This window comes from Megasphaera hominis (assembly GCF_014269395.1).
Lineage (GTDB): Bacteria > Bacillota > Negativicutes > Veillonellales > Megasphaeraceae > Megasphaera > Megasphaera hominis.
Genome location: NZ_JACOGK010000015.1, coordinates 15,473 through 36,045, shown reverse-complemented (window position 1 = coordinate 36,045; position 20,573 = coordinate 15,473). Strand labels below are relative to the sequence as shown.

Sequence of the window (20,573 nt, the reverse complement as noted above, 5' to 3'; positions counted from 1 at the left end):
ATACCCTAATTTTTGAATTGCCAAATCGTCATAGGCAGGTCCTCTTTGATGCCGTTGCTTTTCGTACAGACAAGGGCCATTTTTTTCGTGTATACTATGATAGAATTTGTTATTGTTACAAAAAGAAAGGACTCGCCATGACCCTGATCAATCGAAAGATGAAAGACCTGTTATTACAGCTTGTCCCGAAATACCGCCAGCTTAGTGATGACTTTTTCAGCGGCCGTATTTCGCCGATACAATATATGGGCGCTTCCGGCAGTTTCGGCAGCTATGCCGAACGGGGCGGCCAGACAGCCATGCTACGCCTGCGCTTTATTGCCGGCGCCATAAGCCATGACCAGCTGGCCTACCTGGCAGACTGCATCGAAACCCATGCGATCCAAAAGATCCACTTTACGAGCGGCCAGGCCCTGCAGTTTCATCACCTGAGCGGGCCGGAGGTTCTCGACATTTATGCTGAAGCCCTGGAGCACGACGTCTTTGGAACGGCCAGCGGCGGCAGCCATTTCAGCAGCATTGCGGCAGACCCGTTGCGCGGCATCGACCCGGCAGAAACGTTCGACATCAGTCCCTACGTACGGGCTGCTGCTGCCTACAGGCTGGCCGTGTTTCCGACGCTACGCCTGCCCCGTAAGTTTAAGATCGCCTTTACGGCCAGCCGGCGCAACGAAACGCATGCGACCTTTAAGGACCTGGGCTTTGTCTGGGATGGCAACGGCGGCTTTGACGTCTATGCTGCCGGCGGCTTAGGACCGCGGCCGCAAATGGGCCTTTGCCTCGCCCGTCATACGGAGCCGTCCCAATGCCTGTATTACCTGGATGCTATGCTGCAGCTCTTCAGTGAGCACGGCAATTACGAAGCCCACGCCCGGGCCCGCAGCCGCTATTTGCTCCTGACCCTGGGCGAAGAGGAATTTCGCCGCCTCTTTACAGAGTACTTGGAAAAAGCCTGGGAAAAAGAGCTGGACATCATGCCGGAGCCAGGTGTCGCTGCGCCCGGGGCGATGCCGCCGGTCGTACAGGCTGACAGCCGCATACAGCCACAAAAGCAAGACGGCCTCTATTATATCCACTATCAGCCCCGCGGCGGCCTGACGAAGCGGGCCGGGCCCTCGCCATCATAGCTGGCGATACGGCCAAAGACGACTTCCACGCTTCGGTCGCCTGCATTGGCGCTACGACCTGCCAAATGGGAATCCGCGATGCCCAGGCCTGCCTGACAGCATTGCTGCAAGCCCTGGATGCGGATGACGTGGCAACGCGCTATTTGCCGCAGCTGCATATTTCCGGCTGCCATTTCTCCTGCGGCGGCCATCAGGCCGGCAGCATCGGTCTGCGCGGCGCCTTAAAGATTGTCGATAAGCATCCCTACCCGGCTTACGTCGTCAGTGCCGGCGGCAGCAGCCGCCTCGGCCAGGAAGCCTTCGGCGAAGAAATTGCTACCCTCAAAGAAGAAGACCTGCCCCGTTTCTTTACGGCCCTTGCGGCTGTATTGGAAGAGGCAGGCCAGCCTTTCAGGGATTGGTATCCTGCCCATCAGAAACACTTGTCTGCCCTGGCGCAGACCTTTGAATAAGAAAAAAAGAAATCCGGTTCCCTCAGTGTGGAACCGGATTTTTACGCTATGTACTTATTTTTCTGTTGGTTTTGCCTGTGGTGTCAGCTTACCGCCACCGGGCAGCTGTTTTGTCTGGCCCTGAAGCCAGGCATTGGCTTCATTGGCCGCATCATAGTATACGGTATGGCCATTACTGTGAATATTAGCCAGGCTCGTATCCGTATCGGTAAGAGCCGTCACGTACGAATCTTCCGTTACGTCCCATACGGAGTCCTGATCCAGGCTGAGTGCTGCTGCCTGTGCCTTTTGGCCGGCGTTGAAGGCACCTTTAAAATGCGTGCCATTCTGTAAGGATAAGGTAAGTGTGCTGCCCTGATCAGCCGTTACATCACCCGTCAGATTTTGCCCGCTAAGCGCATAGGCTACTTTCGCCTGGGCTGGTGTACCTGTGCCCCACGAGCGGCTCGTCACTTCTACGCCGCCGGCGTCACCAGTACTGCTGGTCAAACGCAGGCTGCTGCCTGTGCCGTTACCAGACAGGGCATTTTTCCCAAAGGCTGCCTGCAGATTTTCCAGATTCTGCTGCTGATCCCGCCACATATTGGCAAACGGATCGGGAGCCGTCAGGGACTGATTCATCCAGTTTGAAAAGAAACGGCGCTGCGTCTGCCAGTCCTGGTCAATCCGTTGTTCCATCCGGTTCATTTGGCGCAAAAGCGCTGCATTGGAAGCAGCCAAATCATTGCTGCTGGCCTGGGAAACACTAGGATTATGAACCAAGGTCAGGGATAAAGCAAAGACGACAGCAAGAAATTTACAGGTTTTGTCTTGCATTGGCATCATCTCCTAGTATTGATTGTACTATATTTATGTCACGGTTTTGTCACAATCTGTGCCTGTGTGCTCCCGGCTGTCCCGTTCTGAGCGCTGCCTGCCAGGCCTTTACGTTCTCCCTTTTTATCTGCCTTGGCCGGGCTTTCCCGTACAGTCCGGACCTGCTTTTGTACCGGCGGCGCCGCAATGGACGCCGCATCGATGACCGTACCATCATTCTTATAGGCAGTGACGACAAACGCATCCGGTTTGACCTGCAGTGTCAGGTACATGGGCATATCGACGGGATTATAATAGACAGCATCACAGTAGCGCTGCACCGTATCGGTATACGATTCTGTACCGGAACGGCCCGTCGTCACATAGGTCGTGCCGCCGGCAGCGGGCTTACCGTCGCGGAAGGGCTCCGTACGGGCATAGCAGTGTTCATGCGCCGTAAAGACCAGGGGCACATGGTACTTATCAAAGAGAGGCATGAACCACGTCCCGTTGAGATCCGGTATGGCACGGGAGGTAGCCGTAATAGCCGGCCGGTGCATGAGGACGATGAGCCGTTTGTCCCGCTTTTGGGCAGCAGCTAAGTCCTGATCGAGCCATTGGGCTTCCTCTTCCATCATCTGCGGATAGTCTGTATGGAGTTCTTCATAATCCGTATTCAGGGACACGTAATGGACGTCGCCGTAATCAAAGGAATAGGCCAGGCGGTTTTGCCCCTTCGGTGCATCGTAGGGTACAGGAAAGAGTGCTTTATACGTATAGGGTTCACAAAAGGTCCAGTTCAGGGAATAGGCTTCGTGATTGCCTAGTACCGGCGCAATAGGCATATGGGAGGTCAGGATGTCGGCATTTTCATACCATTGGCGCCATTGATACCAGGACTGGCCGTTATCGCTGAGGTCTCCCATCATGATAAAAAAAGCAGCCTCCGGATGATGCTCATACGCCGTTCTGGCCGTACTGCCCCAGACGCCGTAATCGGTCGACTGGGAATCACCAAAGATGAGGACCTTGTAGGCATCGAGCTGTTCCGTCGTCGTATGGAAGGGAAACCAGCCGCTTTCCCCATCAGCCGTGGCGATTTTATATTCATATGCCGTATCGGGCTTAAGACCCTGCATATAGGCACCATACGTATAGGGCGGCACCCAGTCTGCATCGTACACAGGCGGCCGCTTCGGGCTGGTAACGAAGGCCCGCTGTGTATCCGTATTCCCTTGCTGGCGGTATACGACGGTATAGTCACTGCGGCCGCTGTCGTCCTGCCAGGCTACCGTCTTTGCCGTAGCCGCATCACTGGCAACGATTTGTACCAGATTCGTAATGGGAATGGCTGCACTGCTGGCCAGGCCGGGCAAACAGGCGGCCACGAGAGACAGGAGCGTGCCTGTCCATTTTTTTATATCTATCATGGTGTTGTCATCCTTTCTGTCGCAAAAGTAATTCTAGCACGAAAACAGAAAGTGGCAAGTTTTTTTCCTGTTGCCTGTCTATTAATGATATAATAAATGGTATATACAGCACGGATCGTGCAACACAACGTATTCTCACGCAAAGGAGCTTTACTATGACTGATATGACCTTAATGAACCAGCAATTGCGGGCCCTCGCCGAGGCCGATGCCGCCTGGCTGCCCGTTTTTGCGAATGCTTCGGCCTTGCTCATGGATCACTTGCCGTCCATTAATTGGGCCGGCTTTTATCTGATACAGAAGGATCACCTCTTACTGGGGCCCTTCCAAGGAAAAGTCGCCTGCATCCATATTCCTATGGGAAAGGGCGTCTGCGGCACGGCAGCTGCAGAAGACAAGACGCAGCGTATCGACAATGTCCACCTGTTTCCCGGCCACATTGCCTGTGACAGCTCGTCTAACTCGGAAATCGTCATCCCTATCCATAATGGCGACCACATCGTAGCCGTCCTCGATATAGACAGTCCTATTTATAACCGGTTTACACAGACCGATCAGGATAACCTGGAAGCCTTCGTGGCCACACTGGAAGAGATTACAGACTTTTCCCCGCTCGCACTATAAGCTTGCTACAGCAATAATACAACGTAAGAGATTACGCTTGTTATTATATATTTTCCATCAAAAAAGAGGGGTGTCGTATGAAACTGTTCAATTTCTATGTAAATGGTCACATTCATCTGGGGGTCTTACAAGACGGTACTGCCCATGATGCCACAGCCGGTGGGTATCCGGCTATTCCAGCAACGATGGAGCATGCCTTAAACGAGACCTTGTCCTTGCAGGCACTGGAAACAGCAGCTGCAAACGGTCCGGTCGTCGACGTGGAAACCATTCATTTTGCACCGGCCGTTACGGCACCGGAAAAAATTCTTTGCGTCGGCTTAAACTATGCCGCTCATGCCAAGGAATCCCACATGGAATTGCCAAAATACCCGACCTTGTTCAGCAAATTCAGCAACGCCCTGCTCGGCCATAAAGAAGCCATCCGCTTGCCGGAAACTGCCGAAAAATACGATTACGAAGCAGAGCTGGTCATCGTCATCGGCAAGGAAGCACGACAGGTATCCAAGGAAGAAGCGCCTGACTATATCTTTGGCTATACGGCAGGCAACGATTTTTCCGCCCGGGACCTGCAGCTGCGCACAACCCAGTGGATTATGGGCAAGAGCTTCGACGGCTTTGCTCCCTTGGGACCGTATATCGTACCGGCCCGGGAAATCAACGCCAATCAGTTACAAATACAGAGCTACGTCAACGGCACGCTCCGTCAAAACTCCAATACGAGTGATTTGATCTTCGATCCGGCTACGATCGTCAGCTATATTTCTCAATACATGACCCTCAAACCGGGCGACGTCATTTACACAGGTACGCCTTCCGGCGTTATTCTCGGCTATCCGGAAGATAAACAGGTATGGCTCAAGCCGGGTGATACAGTAACCATAAAGATTGAAGGCATTGGCGAACTGACCAATACGCTGACGCGGTAAGGCAGGTCAATTTAGGGACAAAAAAAGTGCGGCAAGAGCAGAAAAACCTGCCTTGCCGCACATCTGTAGATTCATCCTTCATGGGCAGCTGCTTCGTCCTTTCCCAGGATTGCCGTAATATACGCCCGCGTATCGAGGACACGCCCCAGGCTTTTATCATAGTGCTTGACACCGAGAACGCCGATGAGCACACCTATAGCAGCGCCGATGACGCCCCAGAGGACAGTCGTCGTCAGCATGTAGCCTGCGAAACCGCCTACAGCAGCCAAAAGCAACGGCATGATGAAACAGACAAAGGAACTGAGTACCAAGTGTGAGTCATCTACTTCGTACCGTACATAATTTCCTTCTTCTGCCCCTACGGTGTTGTAAGCTGTTATCATCACGTGTTCTGCTGCGGCACAGGCACTACAAGCAACGTATAAGTGATCACGGTTTACTTTGATCTTTACCAAACCGTCTTCATTTACTTCTTCGATGGTCCCTTCACCAATCCGCATAAGAATCACTCCCTTGTTTCTAATCAATAATAGTTATTGTTTACATCTATAGTATATCATGTATTGTCAACATGTGCAACGGAACGCCCGGAAAAAGACATGTTCTTATCGTTCCCTTAAGGAGAGGTTATCATGAGTTTAATCAAAGGTATTCATCACGCAGCCATCAAATGTTCCTGCCCGGCAGAATTCAAAGAAGTCCTTCACTTCTACACGGAAGTTCTCGGTTTGACCGTACTCCGTTCCTGGGGTGAAGGCAGCAAGGCCGGTGCCATGATCGACACAGGCTGTGGCGTCATCGAAGTGTTTGCAGCCGGCAATGTATCCCATGCTACCGGATCGATTCACCATCTGGCCTTGGCAACCGATGATCCCGATGCCTGCATTGCTGCCGTACGGCAGGCAGGCTACACCATTACGGTTGAACCGAAAGACGTCGTCATCGCTTCGGAACCGCCCTTCCCCATCCGCGTGGCCTTTGCTATCGGCCCGTGCGGAGAAGAAATCGAATTCTTCCACGAAAAATAATACACCTATGGCAAAGCCCGGACTTTTCAGGTCCGGGCTTTTTTCTTACTGATTCACGACATTAATGGGTTTCCCCTGTAAAAACTGTCTTAAGTTATCTACAGCAATATCCATCAGACGCTGTCTAGCTTCCTTGGGAGCCCACGAAATGTGAGGCGTAATCAGGCAGTTAGGGAGCCCCAAAAGGGGATTGTCTTCCCTAATGGGTTCTGTAGAGACAACGTCTAAAGCAGCAGCACCTACTTTACCAGACTTCAGGGCCTGTGCCAGATCTGCTTCTATGATCAACGGGCCGCGGGAATTGTTAATGAGGATGACGCCATCCTTCATCTTAGCAATTGTTTCCGCATTAACCAGTCCCTGCGTATCAGGGAATAAGGGACAATGGAGAACGATAACATCAGACTGGGCAAAGAGCGTATCCCGGTCTACGTACGTTGCTACAGCCTGCCCGGCTTCACTAACGAAGGCATCGTTCGCTATGACGCGCATGTTCAGGGCCCGGGCAATTTGTGCCGTCCGCTGGCCAATACGTCCCAGACCGATGATGCCCATCGTTTTTCCAGCCAGCTCAATCAAGGGATATTTCCAAAAGCTCCAATCGGCATTATGAGCCCATTCGCCACGCTGTACGGCCTCGTTGTGAGCACCTACGTGATGGCACACTTCCAGTAACAGGGCAATCGCCATCTGTGCTACAGAATCGGTTCCATACGTAGGAATATTGGTGACTACAATGCCAATTTCTTTCGCCGCTTCTACGTCTACGACATTGTATCCTGTTGCCAGAACGCCAATAAACTTCAGTGTCTGGCTCCCTTCCAGTACCGTCCGGGAAAGGGGCGTCTTATTCGTAAACACAGCGGTTGCCTCACGTATACGTTCAGCAATGACAGCGTCATTAGCGGGCGTTCTGTCATAGACAACCAACTCGTCACCTAGTTCCTGCAAGGCCTGCCAGCTAAGATCACCGGGATTTTCACAATATCCATCTAAGACAACAATTTTCATCCTATGCTTCCTCCTCAATTTACAGTCAACAGCTGTTTCCAAATAGTAATGGAACGGCGAATGGCCGCATGGGCCTTTTGTGGATCTTTTTCCTTAATAGCCTGGATAATCGCATCGTGAGGGTAGCCCGCTTCTTCTATGACCGTAGCCGGGTTCTCTATGCCCCGCCGGATATAAGGTTTAAAATAATCCAGCACAAAAATATATATTTTTTCAATCAGCTTATTTTGCGCGATCCGCACTAGGAGCCAGTGAAACTGCAAATCATAATGAAGAATTTCCTCTGCATTCTGCGGGTGTCTTTCTTTGCACTGCTTAAGCTGATTATTGCAGGCCTCTAAGATTTGCAGATCGTTCACACTATACCGTTGCAGGACGAGCTGCAAAATATAATCTTCCAGCATAAAACGCAGTTCCTGCAATTCCCGAAAATCCGGCTGCGTAAGAATAAAGCTGAACAGGAGCGGCTTAAAGACAAAGGTATCATTCGCTTCTTTGGCAACGTACGTACCGTCGCCCCGTTTGCTCTCAACGACACCAAAGGCCGACAAAATCTTTATGGCTTCACGAATCGAGCTGCGGCTGACAGAAAAACGCCGCGCCAGCTCTGTTTCCGAAGGAAGCTTATCACCTGGTGCAATCCGTTTAGCAATAAGGGCATCCTTTAAGATTGCAATGACATAATCAGCTGACGAGTGCACCTCCTGCGTTCCGTATAAGAGCCTGTCGTCGGTCTTATCAAATAAAGACATGGGAACCCCCTCCTCTGCCACGTTGTACCCTCATTATACAATACAGACGTAGTTTAGGACAGAACCTGCACCATTCGGTTTTAAAAAAACTGCGCAGCCTCAATCATAAAAGACGCTGCGCAGTACATTGCCCCAGTGGCGTACTTTTTCCGGATCATCCGGCCAGTACTCCGACAGGAGCGGCATAATTTCGTAATCTACAATTTCCATGAGCCATTCTTCCGAATATTCGGTCTGGCCACAGAAGTAGCCATGACCAATGCGGTAGCCCCGGCCCAAATGGGGGTCTTCGGCAATTTCCTTATTCAAGTCTTTCACGCGCTCGATGAGGGCATGAAAGGTGTCGCTGTCAAAGTGCCGTTCATAGGCCCGGAAGCCGTCAGAGTCGAATTCCGGAATCAGTTCAAAGAAGCCAAAGCGGCGGCGCAGGACGTAATCGCGGATCGGTACGGTATCGGCCATACTCATCATGCCGATAATATAAATATTCTTAGGTACAGAAAAGGGCATGCCGTTACAGGAGAGGGTTATCAGGGTGCCCCGGTACGCTTTTTCCACGAGCAGCATGAGCTCGCCAAAAATCTGGCCTACGTTGCCACGGTTAATATCATCAATGATAAAAAAGAACGATTTATTAGGCATATTCGCTGCGCGCTGGCAAAAGCGGTAAAAAATACCGTATTGCAGTTCATAGCCAGCACCTTGCGGTTTATAGCCGGCAACGAAGTCTTCGTATGTATAGTTTTCATGGAAATGGACAAATTCAATACGGCTATCATCCTGTTCCCGCATCATGGCGTAGGCAATCCGCTTTGCCGTATAGGTTTTGCCAACGCCAGGTGCCCCTTGAAGGATAATATTTTGCTTGTGCTTTAAAAGGGAAATGAGCGTATCGAAGTGTCCCCGCGTCATGTAGACTTCCCGGATAAAATCATCCCGTGTATAGGGCTTGATGATCCGTTTATGGTCGACAGGATTTTCTTCCCGTATGAGATCCATGATGCACGTATATTCATTGCGCGATAACTTAAAGAGGTTCCCCTGGGGATTGGCAAAATACTCCATCTCTTTTAGTTCCGGTATATTTTCCAGCGTATGGAAATCGACAGGATGGACAAGGCCTTCAATTTTCTCCAGGTACAGGTTTTCCCCATCGCTTTCCTTGACAATTTTACCGATAGCCACGATTTTGCGCACAGGTATGGCTTCATAGCAGATGAGGAAGTCACCGCTTCGGGCTTCCAGGAAGTGATCGAAGATCCGCCGCTTATTCCCGTTTTCATTATATAGGGAAAAGCTCAGCGTTTCCCCTACATCGAGGGACGAAAAGCTCCAAATGACCGGATTGACACTAAACCACCAGGCCGCATGCGGGCCCTTGAGGACAGATACGTAGGCATAGAGGCTGACGCGGGACAGGTCGGTCTGTTGCAGGGCTTCTTCCAGCTCTGGCCGCAGCTTCCAAATATAGCCGCCTTCATGATCCTTTTCATCCCGTTTGCCCATGTAGAGAATCGGCCACCATTTAGCCTCTTCGTCGTCTGTATTGAGGACGTTGCAATCGGTCTTTTCTGCTACCCGTTTGGCCAGGGCTACAGAGCAGAAATTATAGAAATTTCTCGGTTCACCGTATTTATTGGATAATTGCCGGCACGTTGCCATACCGCCATAATCGAGGAGACGGCGCATGACTTCCAGGCTGCTTTCTGTAAAAACGGCATCGTCCTGCAAGAGATCCAGCCAGTCTGCTACGGTCAATTCCGGCGAATAATCGATAGGCAGCCAGTCGCTGTCACTGCGGCCAATGCCTTTTTTCGAGTACACCCGGCTGATATAGCGGCAAAAATCGATGGTCAGCGTCCGCGCCTTTTTATCGGGCCAGCATTTGTCCTGCAGCTGGCTGTGAAAGAGCTGCTGTAATTCCAGGTCGGCCCCTACGACGTCGCAAATTTCATCATACAGAGCGTAAGCACCGATTAAATTACCGGCATGGGCGCCGCGGCGGGGAATAAAGGAGCTCCCCAATTCCTTAGCGACGACACGGCATTCGGAATAGTCGTAAATATAATACGTATCGGGATAGCGCAGCCAAAGGTAGATACTGATGGCGTTGAGTTTTTGGTAATGCTGTTTCCAAATACCTTCGCCGTATTCCCGGCGGATCTGTTCGGCAGCCTCCTGGAACTGCTCAACCCGTTCTGTCAGGTCCTTCTTTTCATCATAGAGACGGGAAAACATAGCCCGCGTAGCATCGCGGTTAACGGCGGCAAAGCCCCGCATGACGCCGCGGGGATAATAATTGACCGAGGTGAGCAGGTCTTTGGTCTGCGCCGTAGCGGCGATGAACATTTCTTCAAAGTCCCGGGCCATAAAATCCCAATTGGTCTGAAAGCAATATACGGCCTCCCATTTGTATCGTTCGGCAGGCCAGCGCTGCTCAAAATCCCGCTTGTATTCTTTTAATATCGTTTGCAATTTCTCCAGATCAATCATGGCTATCCTTCTTCCCCCAAGTGCCTTGGCAACGTATCTTTCTATGGGCTATTGTAGCATGTTTACAGGCAAAATTGAACGCTTTTTACAACACCCGGCCCGTTAGCATTCTTTCATCCTGTAGCCGGCACCCCAGACGGTTTCAATATAAATAGGATGAGACGGATCGGGCTCAATTTTTTCCCTGATGCGGTTGATGTGGACCATGACTGTCGCCGTATCGCCTTCGGCATCGTAGCCCCAAACCTTTTCAAAAAGGCGCTCGCGGTTAAAGACGATGCCCTGATTGCGGGCCAGAAAGACGAGGAGCTCAAATTCCTTATGCGTCAGCGTGACCTCCTTAGGGCCGACAAAGACGCGATGCTTATCCGTTTCAATAGTAAGATCCCCACAATGAATGACCGCGGCGTTAGCTGCCTGGGCACCGGCCGTCAGCCGTTCATACCGGGCTATATGGGCCTTTACGCGGGCCACGAGCTCCATGGGGCTAAAGGGCTTAATGATGTAATCATCGGCGCCCAGTCCCAGACCGCGGATCTTGTCGATGTCTTCCCGTTTAGCCGATACCATGAGGATGGGCACATCCTTTTCCGCCCGCAAACGGCGGCAGACTTCAAAACCATCCAGGCCGGGCAGCATGATGTCCAACAGGACCAGGTCATAGTCCTGATGCAGGGCCCGGTCCAGTCCGTCCGTACCCGTTTCGGCAATTTCGGCAGTAATGCCGGCTGCTTCAAGGAAATCCCGTTCCAGTTCGGCAATTTCCTGGTTATCTTCAATGATCAGTATCGTTTTCACTGTTTTTCGTCTCCTTTGCAAGGGGCAGGGTCATGCGAATCGTAAGTCCCCCTCCCGGTGTGGCTTCGGCCTTAATCGTGCCCCCTAGGGCTTCTACAATCTGCTTGGTAATCGCCAGTCCCAGACCACTGCCCTGTTTCACATCCGTCCGGGCCTTATCGGTACGATAAAAGCTGTCAAAGAGCAGGGGCAAGGCCTCATCCGGTACGCCCCGGCCGTGATCGGCAAAGGCCAGGCCGGCCTGGCCGCCGCACTGCGTCAGGACAATGTCTACAGCCACGCGTTCGCCTTCTTTATACTTCAGGCTGTTTTCCAAAAGGTTTTCCACCACCCGTTGAAACTGCATCCGGTCCAGGGCTACCCAAAAGCCCCGGCCCGTATGGGACAGGCGGAGGTCTAAGCCGCGTTTTTCATAGTCGCCTGCACATTCACCCAGGAAATCTGCAAAGTACTGCTGTAAATCGACGACTTCTGTATGGAAGGGCACGCGGCCCAATTCCAGTTTGGAAAAGAGAAAAAGACTGTCTACGAGCCGTTCCAGGGTGCAGGCACTACGGTACATGAGCTCGACGTAATGATGTTTCTTTTCCGGTGTCGCTGCAATGCCCTCCAAAATGCCACAGGCATAGCCTTTAAGGAGCGTCAGCGGCGTCGACAAATCGTGGGAAATACCGGCAATGAGCTCGCGCCGGTTTTGTTCGTAGCGTTCCCGTTCTGCCCGGGAGCGCTGCAATTCCTGCCGCATGGCATCAAAGTCACGGCACGCTTCACCCAGTTCGTCACCGGCCGTAACCTGCAGGGGCTCATCGAGATTGCCATTGCGAATAGCCGCCGAGGCCTGACGCAGCGCCGACAACGGTTCCAGAATCTGCCGCGATAAGAGACGGGACAAATAAATACCAAAGCCGAGAATCAATACCAGGGCCAGGCCTACCATAAAGAAAAGCACGCCGTGCAAAAGCCCTTTGGCGGTGCCCGGCCGGATACCGCCACGAGCCAGGAAGGGCACGTCACCGGCAGCGAAAATAGCCGTCCCCTGTGGTGCCGTATAGGTGAAATAAAAGCCTTCGTCGTTCCAAACCATGGCCGACGACTGACCGCCGCCTTTGCGGTATACCGCTTCCTGCAGGCGCAGGGCATTGGCGCCAGGCGTGCAATAGAGAACGTGTCCCTGGCGGACAATGGCTGTTTCAATGCCCAGGCTCTCGAGAACATGACAGTCATCCATGAGATCCTTGACTTTAGGTTTATCCATGTGGTCCAATTTATCAATATTGACTTTTAGTGAACTCACAGTGTACTGAATGGACATGGCCGGCCCTTTTTCAGGCCAGAGGGTCACCAGATTGCCATCAGGTCCGGCGGAAAAACGCAGGCCCTGCAAAATCAGGCCGGCGATCCCCATGAGGATACAGACAGGGATCACCACCATCATGACGTTGGCAAAGAGGAGCCGTTTACGCAGAGATATATCACGAATACGCATGGGCACCGCCTTCTTTCTTTTTCTTGTATACGCCTAGTATAGGCGATAGTTCTTAAGATTTCCTAAACAAAAAGCGCCTTTCCTAAAGCGAAAAAAACGCATAATTTCGCGAATCTTATGCCCCCTGTTAGGTCCTGTTTAGATTTTACCGCTATACTGCAGGTGTAGTCAAAAAAAGTCTTCATTCACATACAGGAGGTACCATGATGGAACAGAAAAAATTAGACTCGCTCAAAGACACATTGCAACAGAAAGTATTTACCAAGAAACACCTGAAACAAGCCACGGCTGTCGTGGTGGTCTGTGCCATTATCGGCGGCGGTGCCGGCTGGTACCACGTACAGCAAAAGAAGGCCCACCATGCTGAAGTCGCCGCAGCACGCACGTCCATGATTGAAGCAGAAGCAACCAAAAATGGCCTGGCACTGCTCGACCCTGATACGATCAAGGAACGGGCAGCACAGGCCATTGGTAAAGACAGCTCTACCTTAACGTTTGCTGAAGTAAATCTGGAACTGCCCCGTCAGGGCGGTCCCGATCAGAAAGACCCTAAAGAAGGAAAGGAACACAAGGGACGCGAAAGAGATAGAAAAGGATCGCCGGACCAGGGGGGCCAGCAGGACCGTAAGGACGGCACAACCGGCGCTTCGACACAGGCCAAACAGCCACAGGCTCCGGCTACAACCCAGGCACCGGCAGCGCAGGCCGGCCAGCCTCAGGCTCAGGCACAGCCTATGCATCCCCTCTACGCCGTCCGCTGTAAAGATGGCAGCGTGACCTACCATATTCTCCTCGATGCCGTCACAGGCGACCCCGTCCGCGTCAGCATGAGCTAACCTCTTAGGACTGTGACGCCTTATGATTGACGAGGATGTAGTAATCTTCTACGTGCAGGCATTGCGCTTCCGGCGTACCTAAGACGCGGCGCGCTTCGTCGAGATAGAGCGGCTGCACGACGACGATGACGCGCTGCGGGCTTTCCCAGAGTTCGCGCAACTCCTTACTGCCGTAATACATGCCCGTCCGGTCCGTGTGGTACAGGCCATATTCCAATTCGCCCATAAAGTTAGCCGCTGCAATGGGCCGGTCCAGGTAATAGACCAAGCCCGGCATAAATTTGCCGTACATGATAATCGGCGTCTTTTGATCCGGATCGAGTTCCTTCAAATCCTGGCTGACATAGTACGCCGTCTGGTGGTCGTGGATCTGGCCTTGTACCTGATGCGCACCGACGCCAAAGCCATAGGCCATACAGGAAAGAACCAGGAATACTGCCAAAAAGCTGCGCCGCGAGCGCCAGATCCAGGCGGCTGCGATAGTCCCGAGCAAAAGTGAGGCAATGAGCAAACCGCCGTGCGTCACAAAGCCGGAAACGGTGAGGAAGTCCGTTCGCATGATATAGGCAATGCCCGCAACGGTAAAGAGCAGGCAGAGGATGCTGTTTACCAGGAAGGAATGGCAGAGCCAGCTGCCGACGTGGCGGCACCGTTCCAGCGAGGCTGCTACGAGGATGGACAAGGGCAGCCAGCAGGGCATGATATACGTCGGCAATTTCGAATCAGAAATACTGTAGAAGAGATAAATCAGGCCAGCCCACAAGGCCAGGAGGCACAGGGCCTGCTTTTCCTTAGGTGACGACGGGCTGCGGAAAATACCGCGTTTGCTGAAAAAGGTAAGCAAGAAGCCTGTCCACGGCATGAAGCCTGCCAAAAGCACGGGTACGAAATAATACCACGGATGGAACCGTTCGTGCATAGTCGTCGCAAAACGCAGGAAATGTTCGCGAATAAAGAAGAAATAAAAGAATTCTGGATTACGCTGGCAGACGAGATAATACCAGGGCACAGCAATGACCAGAAAGAGCAAGATTCCCGGCAGGTAGAACAGGCGCAAAAAGAGGCGCGGCCGCCGCGTAAGCAGGACGTACCAAAAGAGAATGCCCAAGGGAAAGACGATGGCAATCAGCCCCTTCGTCAGCATGCCAAAGCCCATGGAAGCATAGAAAAGGAGCAAATACTTCTTCTTTTCTGTCCGTTCGAAGACATAGAACGAGGCCAGGCACGTGTTGACAAAGAACGTCAGGGCCATATCGAGAACGCCAATAGAAGAAACGATTAATTGCAAGGCCGTCGTTGCCAGGATGATACCGGCCATAATCCCTGTACGGCGGTTATACATATAGCGGCCCAGCCAGGCTGCCACAAGGACATTACCGACACCGGTCAAGGCCGGCAAGACGCGGCCTGTAAATTCCTGAAAGCCAAAGAGATTCATGGCCAGGGCCGTGATCCAATACTGGAAAATCGGCTTTTCAAAATACGGCATGTAATCAAAATGAGGTGTCACATAATCGCCGGATAAAACCATTTCCATGGCTACCCGGTGATAGCGGCCTTCATCGAGCTCGATAAGATGATACGACCCCAAATGAGCCACATACAACAAGATCAATGCCAGACACAACAAACCCAGTGTTGCCCGGCGGTGATGTCTAATAAAAGTTACCATTACCCTATCCTCCCACTGTACTAAAATGCAGTGGTTACAGTATACACAAAAGTTATAAACAAAAAATTAACAACTCCTCGTTACGCATCTTTTTTTTAAATTACAAAGGGGGATCTGCCCATAGAGCAGGTCCCCCTCTTCTTTTATTGATAAAATGCTGTCACAGCGCCTATGGCTGCAGTTCTTATTGCGCCCCTACCTTCTTATTCATGTTAATCCAGATGGGGAACAGGCAAACGCCCAAGGCAAAGGCCAGGAACAGGATAATGGCCCAATAATAGCTGCCCGTAAAGGTAACGATAAGCCCAACGAGGATTGGCACGATCGTACCGCCAATATTGCCCATGAAGTTCATGGCACCGGCCACGATACCGACATCATCCTTCTGGGAAATGGCAGCCGGCATCATCCAAAAGGTAGCGCCAACCCATTTTTCACAGAACATGGCAAAGGACATGTAGACAATCGCCAGGGTAATCGTCGCCGCCGTGCTCAAAAGGTACATAGAAAGAGCCATGGCAATACCCAAGCCGGCCAGGGCGTATTTGACGACCTTGTTGGAATCATAGCCCTTGATGCGCAGCATATCGATCATGTAGCCGCCGAAGAAGGAGCCAATGACGCCACAGCCAAAGATGATGAAAATCGAGCCGCCGACGGTCATGATATTGACCTTGAATACCTGGGATAAATACATGGGGCCCCAGGTCATGAGGCCATACCAGAAGCAGTCGTAGCAGACAAAGCCTAAGACCATGCCCCAGAAGGTCAGGCTGCGCAAATACCGCGGTAAGCCTAAGGACGTACGGCCGCCACTGGCCATCTGTTCACTTTCATATTCTTCCTTTAAGGCCTTGTCAATGTATTCCCGTTCGGCTGCATTGATCATGGTATTCGTATCCGGTGTCGTATGTACAAATTTATAACAAACTAAGACAACAGCCATGGTTACAACACCGGCACCCATCAATGCGCCACGCCAGCCACCGAACCAAGCCAGGAAGGCAATGATCAGCGGCCCGCCAATCGACGTCCCTAAGGCTGACCCGGCATCGACGATAGCCGCCCCGCGGGTACGTTCATTTTTCGTCAGCCATACAGACTGCAGCTTGCTGCTGGCCGGATAGATTGGCGCTTCCGACGCACCTAACAAGGCGCGGACAATCATGAAACCCGTACTGCCATTGAGGAAGCCTGTAATGATCTGAAAAATCCCCCAGAGCAGGCCTGATCCGAGAATCGTTTTCCCTGGTCCCAGGCGGTCAGCAATCCAGCCGGCCGGAATCTGCATGAGCGTATAGCCCCAGAAAAAAGCACTCAGAATAACGCCGACCATGGCAGGTCCAAATTGCAAATCTGCTTCGATGGCAGGCATACAAATCGAAATAACCGCCCGGTCTACATAGTTAACCGTACATAATGCCAGCAGTGAGCCAAAGACCATCCAGCGGACTTTCGTCGGCTTACTACCATACAAATCGTGTGTCATAGTGCACACCCCCTATTTAAATTAGCCTGCAGGCTTACACGGCTACGTACACACGCCCCCTTTCCCCGTTTTCTGCAAGCGTGAAACCCCATATCACTACGTTAACTCTACGTTCATTATAGGCACCTGGTTGTATTCTGTCAACGAATATTTTGCTTATCTGTCCATACCTGCAATATATTGGCGTACAAAAAAGCAGGCCTCTTACGAGGCCTGCCAAAGGTACTGATTATTCTTCGATGTGTGCAATTGCTTTTGCCAGGTTTTTCTTCATTTCCAAGTTGCCCTGACGGGAAATCATGATGCGCTGTGCCTGCGGAGAACCTGCACCGTGCATGGATTCTGTACGGTAGCCAACAGCAGCTGTGCCGAGGCAGAGGTTTTCAATGAGGCGTAATACTTTCAGGCGGTTTTCTGTCGAAACGGCAGAGATGCCTTTCAGGTATTTATCAACATACGGCCCAATCTTGGAGTCGCGCAGGTCGATTTCAGACGGTGCTGTTACTACGAGACCGCCGGCAATATCTTCAGCCAGACGAACGATTTCATAGGGGAAACGCGTAACGTTCTGTTTGCAGACGTTAGCCAGCAGCATGTCGATGAGGTAGTTACCGGCTTTCGTCTTGGTGCCCAAAGCGGAGCAAGCAATGCCGCAGCCAAAGAGGGTTTCATTGAGGTGCTGCATTTCAATGATCTTGTCTTTGATGTGGGATGCGGAAGAGCAGCCGTTGTAATCAGCAGCCAGAGCAGCTGCGCCGATCAATACGTCGCCTACGCCAACTTTGCAGCCGCCGTAAGACTGACGATGGTAACCGGCAAAGCGTTCTACCATCATGCCGGCAAATTCAACTTCGCCGTTCAGGAAGATCTGGTCATTCGGGATGAATACGTTATCGAAAATAACCAGGGCTTCTGTGCCGCCGAATTCCGGGTTGCCCGTATCCATCGGTGCACCTTCCAGTTTACGCGTATCGCAGGACTGACGGCCAACGATCATGAAGATGCCTTCAGCATCGGTAGGACAGCAGAAGGAAATAGCGTAATCTTTATCAGCTTCACGCATGGAAATCGTCGGCATGACGATAACTTCGTGAGAGTTGATGAAGCCCGTCTGATGTGCTTTGGCACCACGAACAACGACGCCATCAGGACGACGTTCTACAACGTGCAGGTACATATCCGGATCATCCTGTGCATGCGGTGCTTTGCTGCGGTCACCCTTCGGGTCCGTCATAGCGCCGTCGACAGTGAAGTCGTTCTGCTGTACGCGCGTTAAGAACTTCTTGAAGTTTTCATGATAATGCGTACCATATTTCTGGTCGATTTCATAGGTTGTGGAGAATACGGCGTTCGAAGCATCCATACCTACACAACGCTGGAAGCAGGCTGCCGTCTTCTGGCCGAGGAGACGCTGCATTTTAACTTTGTTCATCAGATCCTGTGTGCTCTGATGGATGTGGGTGAAACGGTTGATTTTTTCACCGGTAAGAGAGGACGTAGCCGTCATGAGATCTTCATATTCCGGTTTCTGAGCCAGATCATAGGTCATACGTACAGAGTTCAGAGACGGACGAAGAATCGGATCATCAACGACGTTTTCAACTTTCTTACCGAACATATATACCTGCAGGTTTAATTTACGCATGCTTTCGATATACTGTTCGCCAGTCATAAGTGCCATAATAGTAACCTCCTGTGGTCAACATGGTACGGGCGGACACAGAACCTGTGCCCGCTGCACCAACAACTGATTTAGAATTTGAGAATCATAGCCTTGCCGTCCGTTACAACGACGCCATCCTGATTCGTAACAACTGTACTATAAATGAGACGATGTTTTTCCGGAACCTTTTCAATCAGTTCGGCTGTACAGGTGATGGTATCTCCGATATGTACAGGAGCCTTAAACTTGAGTTCCTGCGAGCAATAAATTGGCGTGCCACCGTGAGCGGCCTTCGTCATCGTTGTAGAAATAATACCAGCACTGAGCATACCATGGGCAATACGGCCTTTAAACATGGTCTTCGATGCTTCTACTTCATTAACATGCATGGGGTTGAAGTCCCCTGTTACGCCGGCAAAGGCATAGACGTCACATTCACCGATGGTCTTGCCGAACGTGGTCTTGTCGCCAACTTTCATTTCATCATACGTTAATACATCACTCATCGTTTTTTACCTCTCTTTTTATGCTGCGTTTACTTTAAAAGTTGTCCAGAAATGATCTGTCTCTGAATCTGGTTAGAACCTTCATAAATCTGTGTGATCTTCGCATCACGCATGAGGCGTTCTACAGGGTATTCGCGAGTGTAGCCATAGCCGCCGAGAATCTGGACTGCATCCGTAGCGATGGACATAGCAGCATCTGTAGCATACATTTTAGCCATGCAGGATTCTTTCGTGCAAGGAAGTCCTTTTTCTTTGAGGGCAGCAGCGCGATATACCAGGAGACGGGCAGCATCGAGTTTCGTAGCCATGTCAGCGAGCATGAAAGCGATAGACTGGAATTTGCCAATCGTCTTGCCGAACTGTTCACGTTCTTTCGAATACTTGATAGCAGCTTCTAAGGCAGCGCCGGCAATACCGAGGCCCTGAGCAGCTACGCCGATACGGCCGCCGTCGAGACCCTGCATTGCAATTGTGAAGCCTTTGCCTTCTTCACCGAGAAGATTTTCAACCGGAACTTTAACGTCCTGGAAAATCAGTTCCCGCGTTGCCGATGCGTGGATACCCATTTTATGTTCTTCTTTACCGAAGCTGAAACCTTCCATTCCCTTTTCAAGAATGAATGCGGAAATTCCTTTGGTTCCTTTGGATTTATCTGTCATAGCGAATACAACATAGATATCAGCTTCGCCACCATTGGTGATGAAGATCTTGGAACCGTTCAGGATGTAATGATCACCCTGTTTTACAGCGACGCTCTGCTGGCGGGCTGCATCGGAACCGGCATTCGGTTCCGTCAAGCCGAATGCACCGAGTTTCGTGCCTTCTGCTAACGGTGTAAGGTACTTTTTCTTCTGTTCTTCTGTACCGAATTTCCAAATAGGCCAAGCGCAGAGGGAAATGCTGGAAGCATAACCGGCAGCTACTGCATCATCTACCTTGGAAAGTTCTTCGTTGGCAATAATGTAGCTCGTATAGCTGCCTTCACTGCCGCCGTATTCTTCCGGGAAGAAAATGCCGCATAAGCCTAATTCCCCGATTTTGTCAAAAAGTTCACGAGAAAATTCTTCCTTTTCGTCCCGTTCATGGACGGTAGGTGCAATTTCCTTTTCCGCAAATTCACGTACTAACTTCTGAATGGCCTGTTGTTCTTCAGAAAATTCGAAATCCATAAAAAATACCTCCCCTAATTATACGCCTCATCAGGCATTTATTCAAAACTATTTTACTAGTTTTAACCTAGTATATACAAATTTCCCTTTACATAACGTTCGTATATGAGTTATAATTTGTATATACGTTTTTCAGCTATATTTTATCATTTTTTTGTGGAAATGGCAACACTCAGATACAAATTCATGCTATAATGCTAAGGTCTTAGTTTTACGTTATTTTTTATGCCTTATCACCGGCTCATTAGTTTTAATTTTCACGTAGTTTGCCATTTTCCCATAGATTTGCTAATCCGAACAACTCCGGGTGACAC

Annotated in this window: 19 protein-coding genes; 6 read left to right on the top strand and 13 right to left on the bottom strand. The window is 51.1% G+C overall.

Annotated features, from left to right (window positions below):
- Nucleotides 1–137 precede the first annotated feature (137 nt).
- Complete coding sequence (locus tag H8J70_RS06285; protein WP_186503009.1) at nt 138–1,127, top strand: hypothetical protein; 990 nt, start codon at nt 138–140, stop codon at nt 1,125–1,127.
- 65 nt (nt 1,128–1,192) lie between these two features.
- A complete protein-coding gene (locus H8J70_RS06280) occupies nt 1,193–1,579 on the top strand; it encodes a hypothetical protein (protein WP_186503008.1) in 387 nt (128 codons plus the stop codon).
- 54 nt (nt 1,580–1,633) lie between these two features.
- On the opposite strand, the gene H8J70_RS06275 is transcribed toward H8J70_RS06280, so the two are convergent.
- Both H8J70_RS06275 and H8J70_RS06270 read right to left on the bottom strand, forming a co-directional pair.
- Nucleotides 1,634–2,395, bottom strand: coding sequence for a hypothetical protein (locus tag H8J70_RS06275; RefSeq protein WP_186503007.1), 762 nt, complete (start codon nt 2,393–2,395; stop codon nt 1,634–1,636).
- A gap of 38 nt (nt 2,396–2,433) precedes the next feature.
- Nucleotides 2,434–3,804, bottom strand: a complete 1,371-nt coding sequence (locus tag H8J70_RS06270; protein ID WP_186503006.1) for a purple acid phosphatase family protein — start codon at nt 3,802–3,804, stop codon at nt 2,434–2,436.
- Between the two features lie 155 nt (nt 3,805–3,959).
- On the opposite strand from H8J70_RS06270, the gene H8J70_RS06265 reads away from it, so the two are divergent.
- Together H8J70_RS06265 and H8J70_RS06260 are read left to right on the top strand one after the other, a co-directional pair.
- Nucleotides 3,960–4,427 (top strand): GAF domain-containing protein, encoded by a 468-nt coding sequence (locus H8J70_RS06265; protein WP_186503005.1) that lies wholly within the window; start codon nt 3,960–3,962, stop codon nt 4,425–4,427.
- 77 nt (nt 4,428–4,504) lie between these two features.
- Nucleotides 4,505–5,356 carry a fumarylacetoacetate hydrolase family protein gene (locus H8J70_RS06260; protein ID WP_186503004.1) on the top strand — a complete coding sequence of 284 codons (852 nt, stop codon included), beginning with the start codon at nt 4,505–4,507 and terminating at the stop codon, nt 5,354–5,356.
- A gap of 71 nt (nt 5,357–5,427) precedes the next feature.
- On the opposite strand, the gene H8J70_RS06255 is transcribed toward H8J70_RS06260, so the two are convergent.
- Nucleotides 5,428–5,856: a SoxR reducing system RseC family protein gene (locus H8J70_RS06255; protein ID WP_186503003.1), complete on the bottom strand. Its 429-nt coding sequence runs from the start codon at nt 5,854–5,856 to the stop codon at nt 5,428–5,430.
- 132 nt (nt 5,857–5,988) lie between these two features.
- On the opposite strand from H8J70_RS06255, the gene H8J70_RS06250 reads away from it, so the two are divergent.
- Entirely contained in the window at nt 5,989–6,384 is a 396-nt protein-coding gene (locus H8J70_RS06250) for a VOC family protein (RefSeq protein WP_186503002.1), read from the top strand.
- Nucleotides 6,385–6,429: 45 nt separating this feature from the next.
- Here H8J70_RS06250 and H8J70_RS06245 read toward each other — a convergent pair whose 3' ends face one another.
- The 5 genes from H8J70_RS06245 to H8J70_RS06225 form a co-directional block, all read right to left on the bottom strand.
- On the bottom strand, nt 6,430–7,395 hold the full coding sequence (locus H8J70_RS06245) for a D-2-hydroxyacid dehydrogenase (protein ID WP_186503001.1): 966 nt from the start codon (nt 7,393–7,395) through the stop codon (nt 6,430–6,432).
- Between the two features lie 14 nt (nt 7,396–7,409).
- A complete protein-coding gene (locus H8J70_RS06240; RefSeq protein WP_186503000.1) occupies nt 7,410–8,147 on the bottom strand; it encodes a FadR/GntR family transcriptional regulator in 738 nt (245 codons plus the stop codon).
- 99 nt (nt 8,148–8,246) lie between these two features.
- Nucleotides 8,247–10,640, bottom strand: coding sequence for an AAA family ATPase (locus tag H8J70_RS06235; RefSeq protein ID WP_186502999.1), 2,394 nt, complete (start codon nt 10,638–10,640; stop codon nt 8,247–8,249).
- A gap of 102 nt (nt 10,641–10,742) precedes the next feature.
- The gene (locus tag H8J70_RS06230; RefSeq protein ID WP_186502998.1) at nt 10,743–11,438 is read right to left on the bottom strand and encodes a response regulator transcription factor; all 696 of its coding nucleotides are present in this window, start codon (nt 11,436–11,438) and stop codon (nt 10,743–10,745) included.
- Nucleotides 11,416–12,924, bottom strand: coding sequence for a sensor histidine kinase (locus tag H8J70_RS06225; RefSeq protein WP_246415288.1), 1,509 nt, complete (start codon nt 12,922–12,924; stop codon nt 11,416–11,418). The genes H8J70_RS06230 and H8J70_RS06225 overlap by 23 nt, the downstream gene beginning before the upstream one ends.
- A gap of 203 nt (nt 12,925–13,127) precedes the next feature.
- Between H8J70_RS06225 and H8J70_RS06220 the strand changes: the two genes are divergently transcribed.
- Nucleotides 13,128–13,760: a YfgM family protein gene (locus H8J70_RS06220; protein ID WP_186502997.1), complete on the top strand. Its 633-nt coding sequence runs from the start codon at nt 13,128–13,130 to the stop codon at nt 13,758–13,760.
- A 4-nt stretch (nt 13,761–13,764) separates the two neighbouring features.
- Here H8J70_RS06220 and H8J70_RS06215 read toward each other — a convergent pair whose 3' ends face one another.
- The 5 genes from H8J70_RS06215 to H8J70_RS06195 form a co-directional block, all read right to left on the bottom strand.
- The gene (locus H8J70_RS06215) at nt 13,765–15,432 is read right to left on the bottom strand and encodes a glycosyltransferase family 39 protein (protein WP_186502996.1); all 1,668 of its coding nucleotides are present in this window, start codon (nt 15,430–15,432) and stop codon (nt 13,765–13,767) included.
- 184 nt (nt 15,433–15,616) lie between these two features.
- A complete protein-coding gene (locus H8J70_RS06210; RefSeq protein WP_186502995.1) occupies nt 15,617–16,921 on the bottom strand; it encodes an MFS transporter in 1,305 nt (434 codons plus the stop codon).
- 229 nt (nt 16,922–17,150) lie between these two features.
- Nucleotides 17,151–18,602: a 4-hydroxyphenylacetate 3-hydroxylase family protein gene (locus H8J70_RS06205; protein ID WP_186502994.1), complete on the bottom strand. Its 1,452-nt coding sequence runs from the start codon at nt 18,600–18,602 to the stop codon at nt 17,151–17,153.
- A 71-nt stretch (nt 18,603–18,673) separates the two neighbouring features.
- Nucleotides 18,674–19,090 (bottom strand): MaoC family dehydratase, encoded by a 417-nt coding sequence (locus tag H8J70_RS06200; protein ID WP_186502993.1) that lies wholly within the window; start codon nt 19,088–19,090, stop codon nt 18,674–18,676.
- A 29-nt stretch (nt 19,091–19,119) separates the two neighbouring features.
- The gene (locus H8J70_RS06195) at nt 19,120–20,259 is read right to left on the bottom strand and encodes an acyl-CoA dehydrogenase (RefSeq protein ID WP_186502992.1); all 1,140 of its coding nucleotides are present in this window, start codon (nt 20,257–20,259) and stop codon (nt 19,120–19,122) included.
- Nucleotides 20,260–20,573 lie beyond the last annotated feature (314 nt).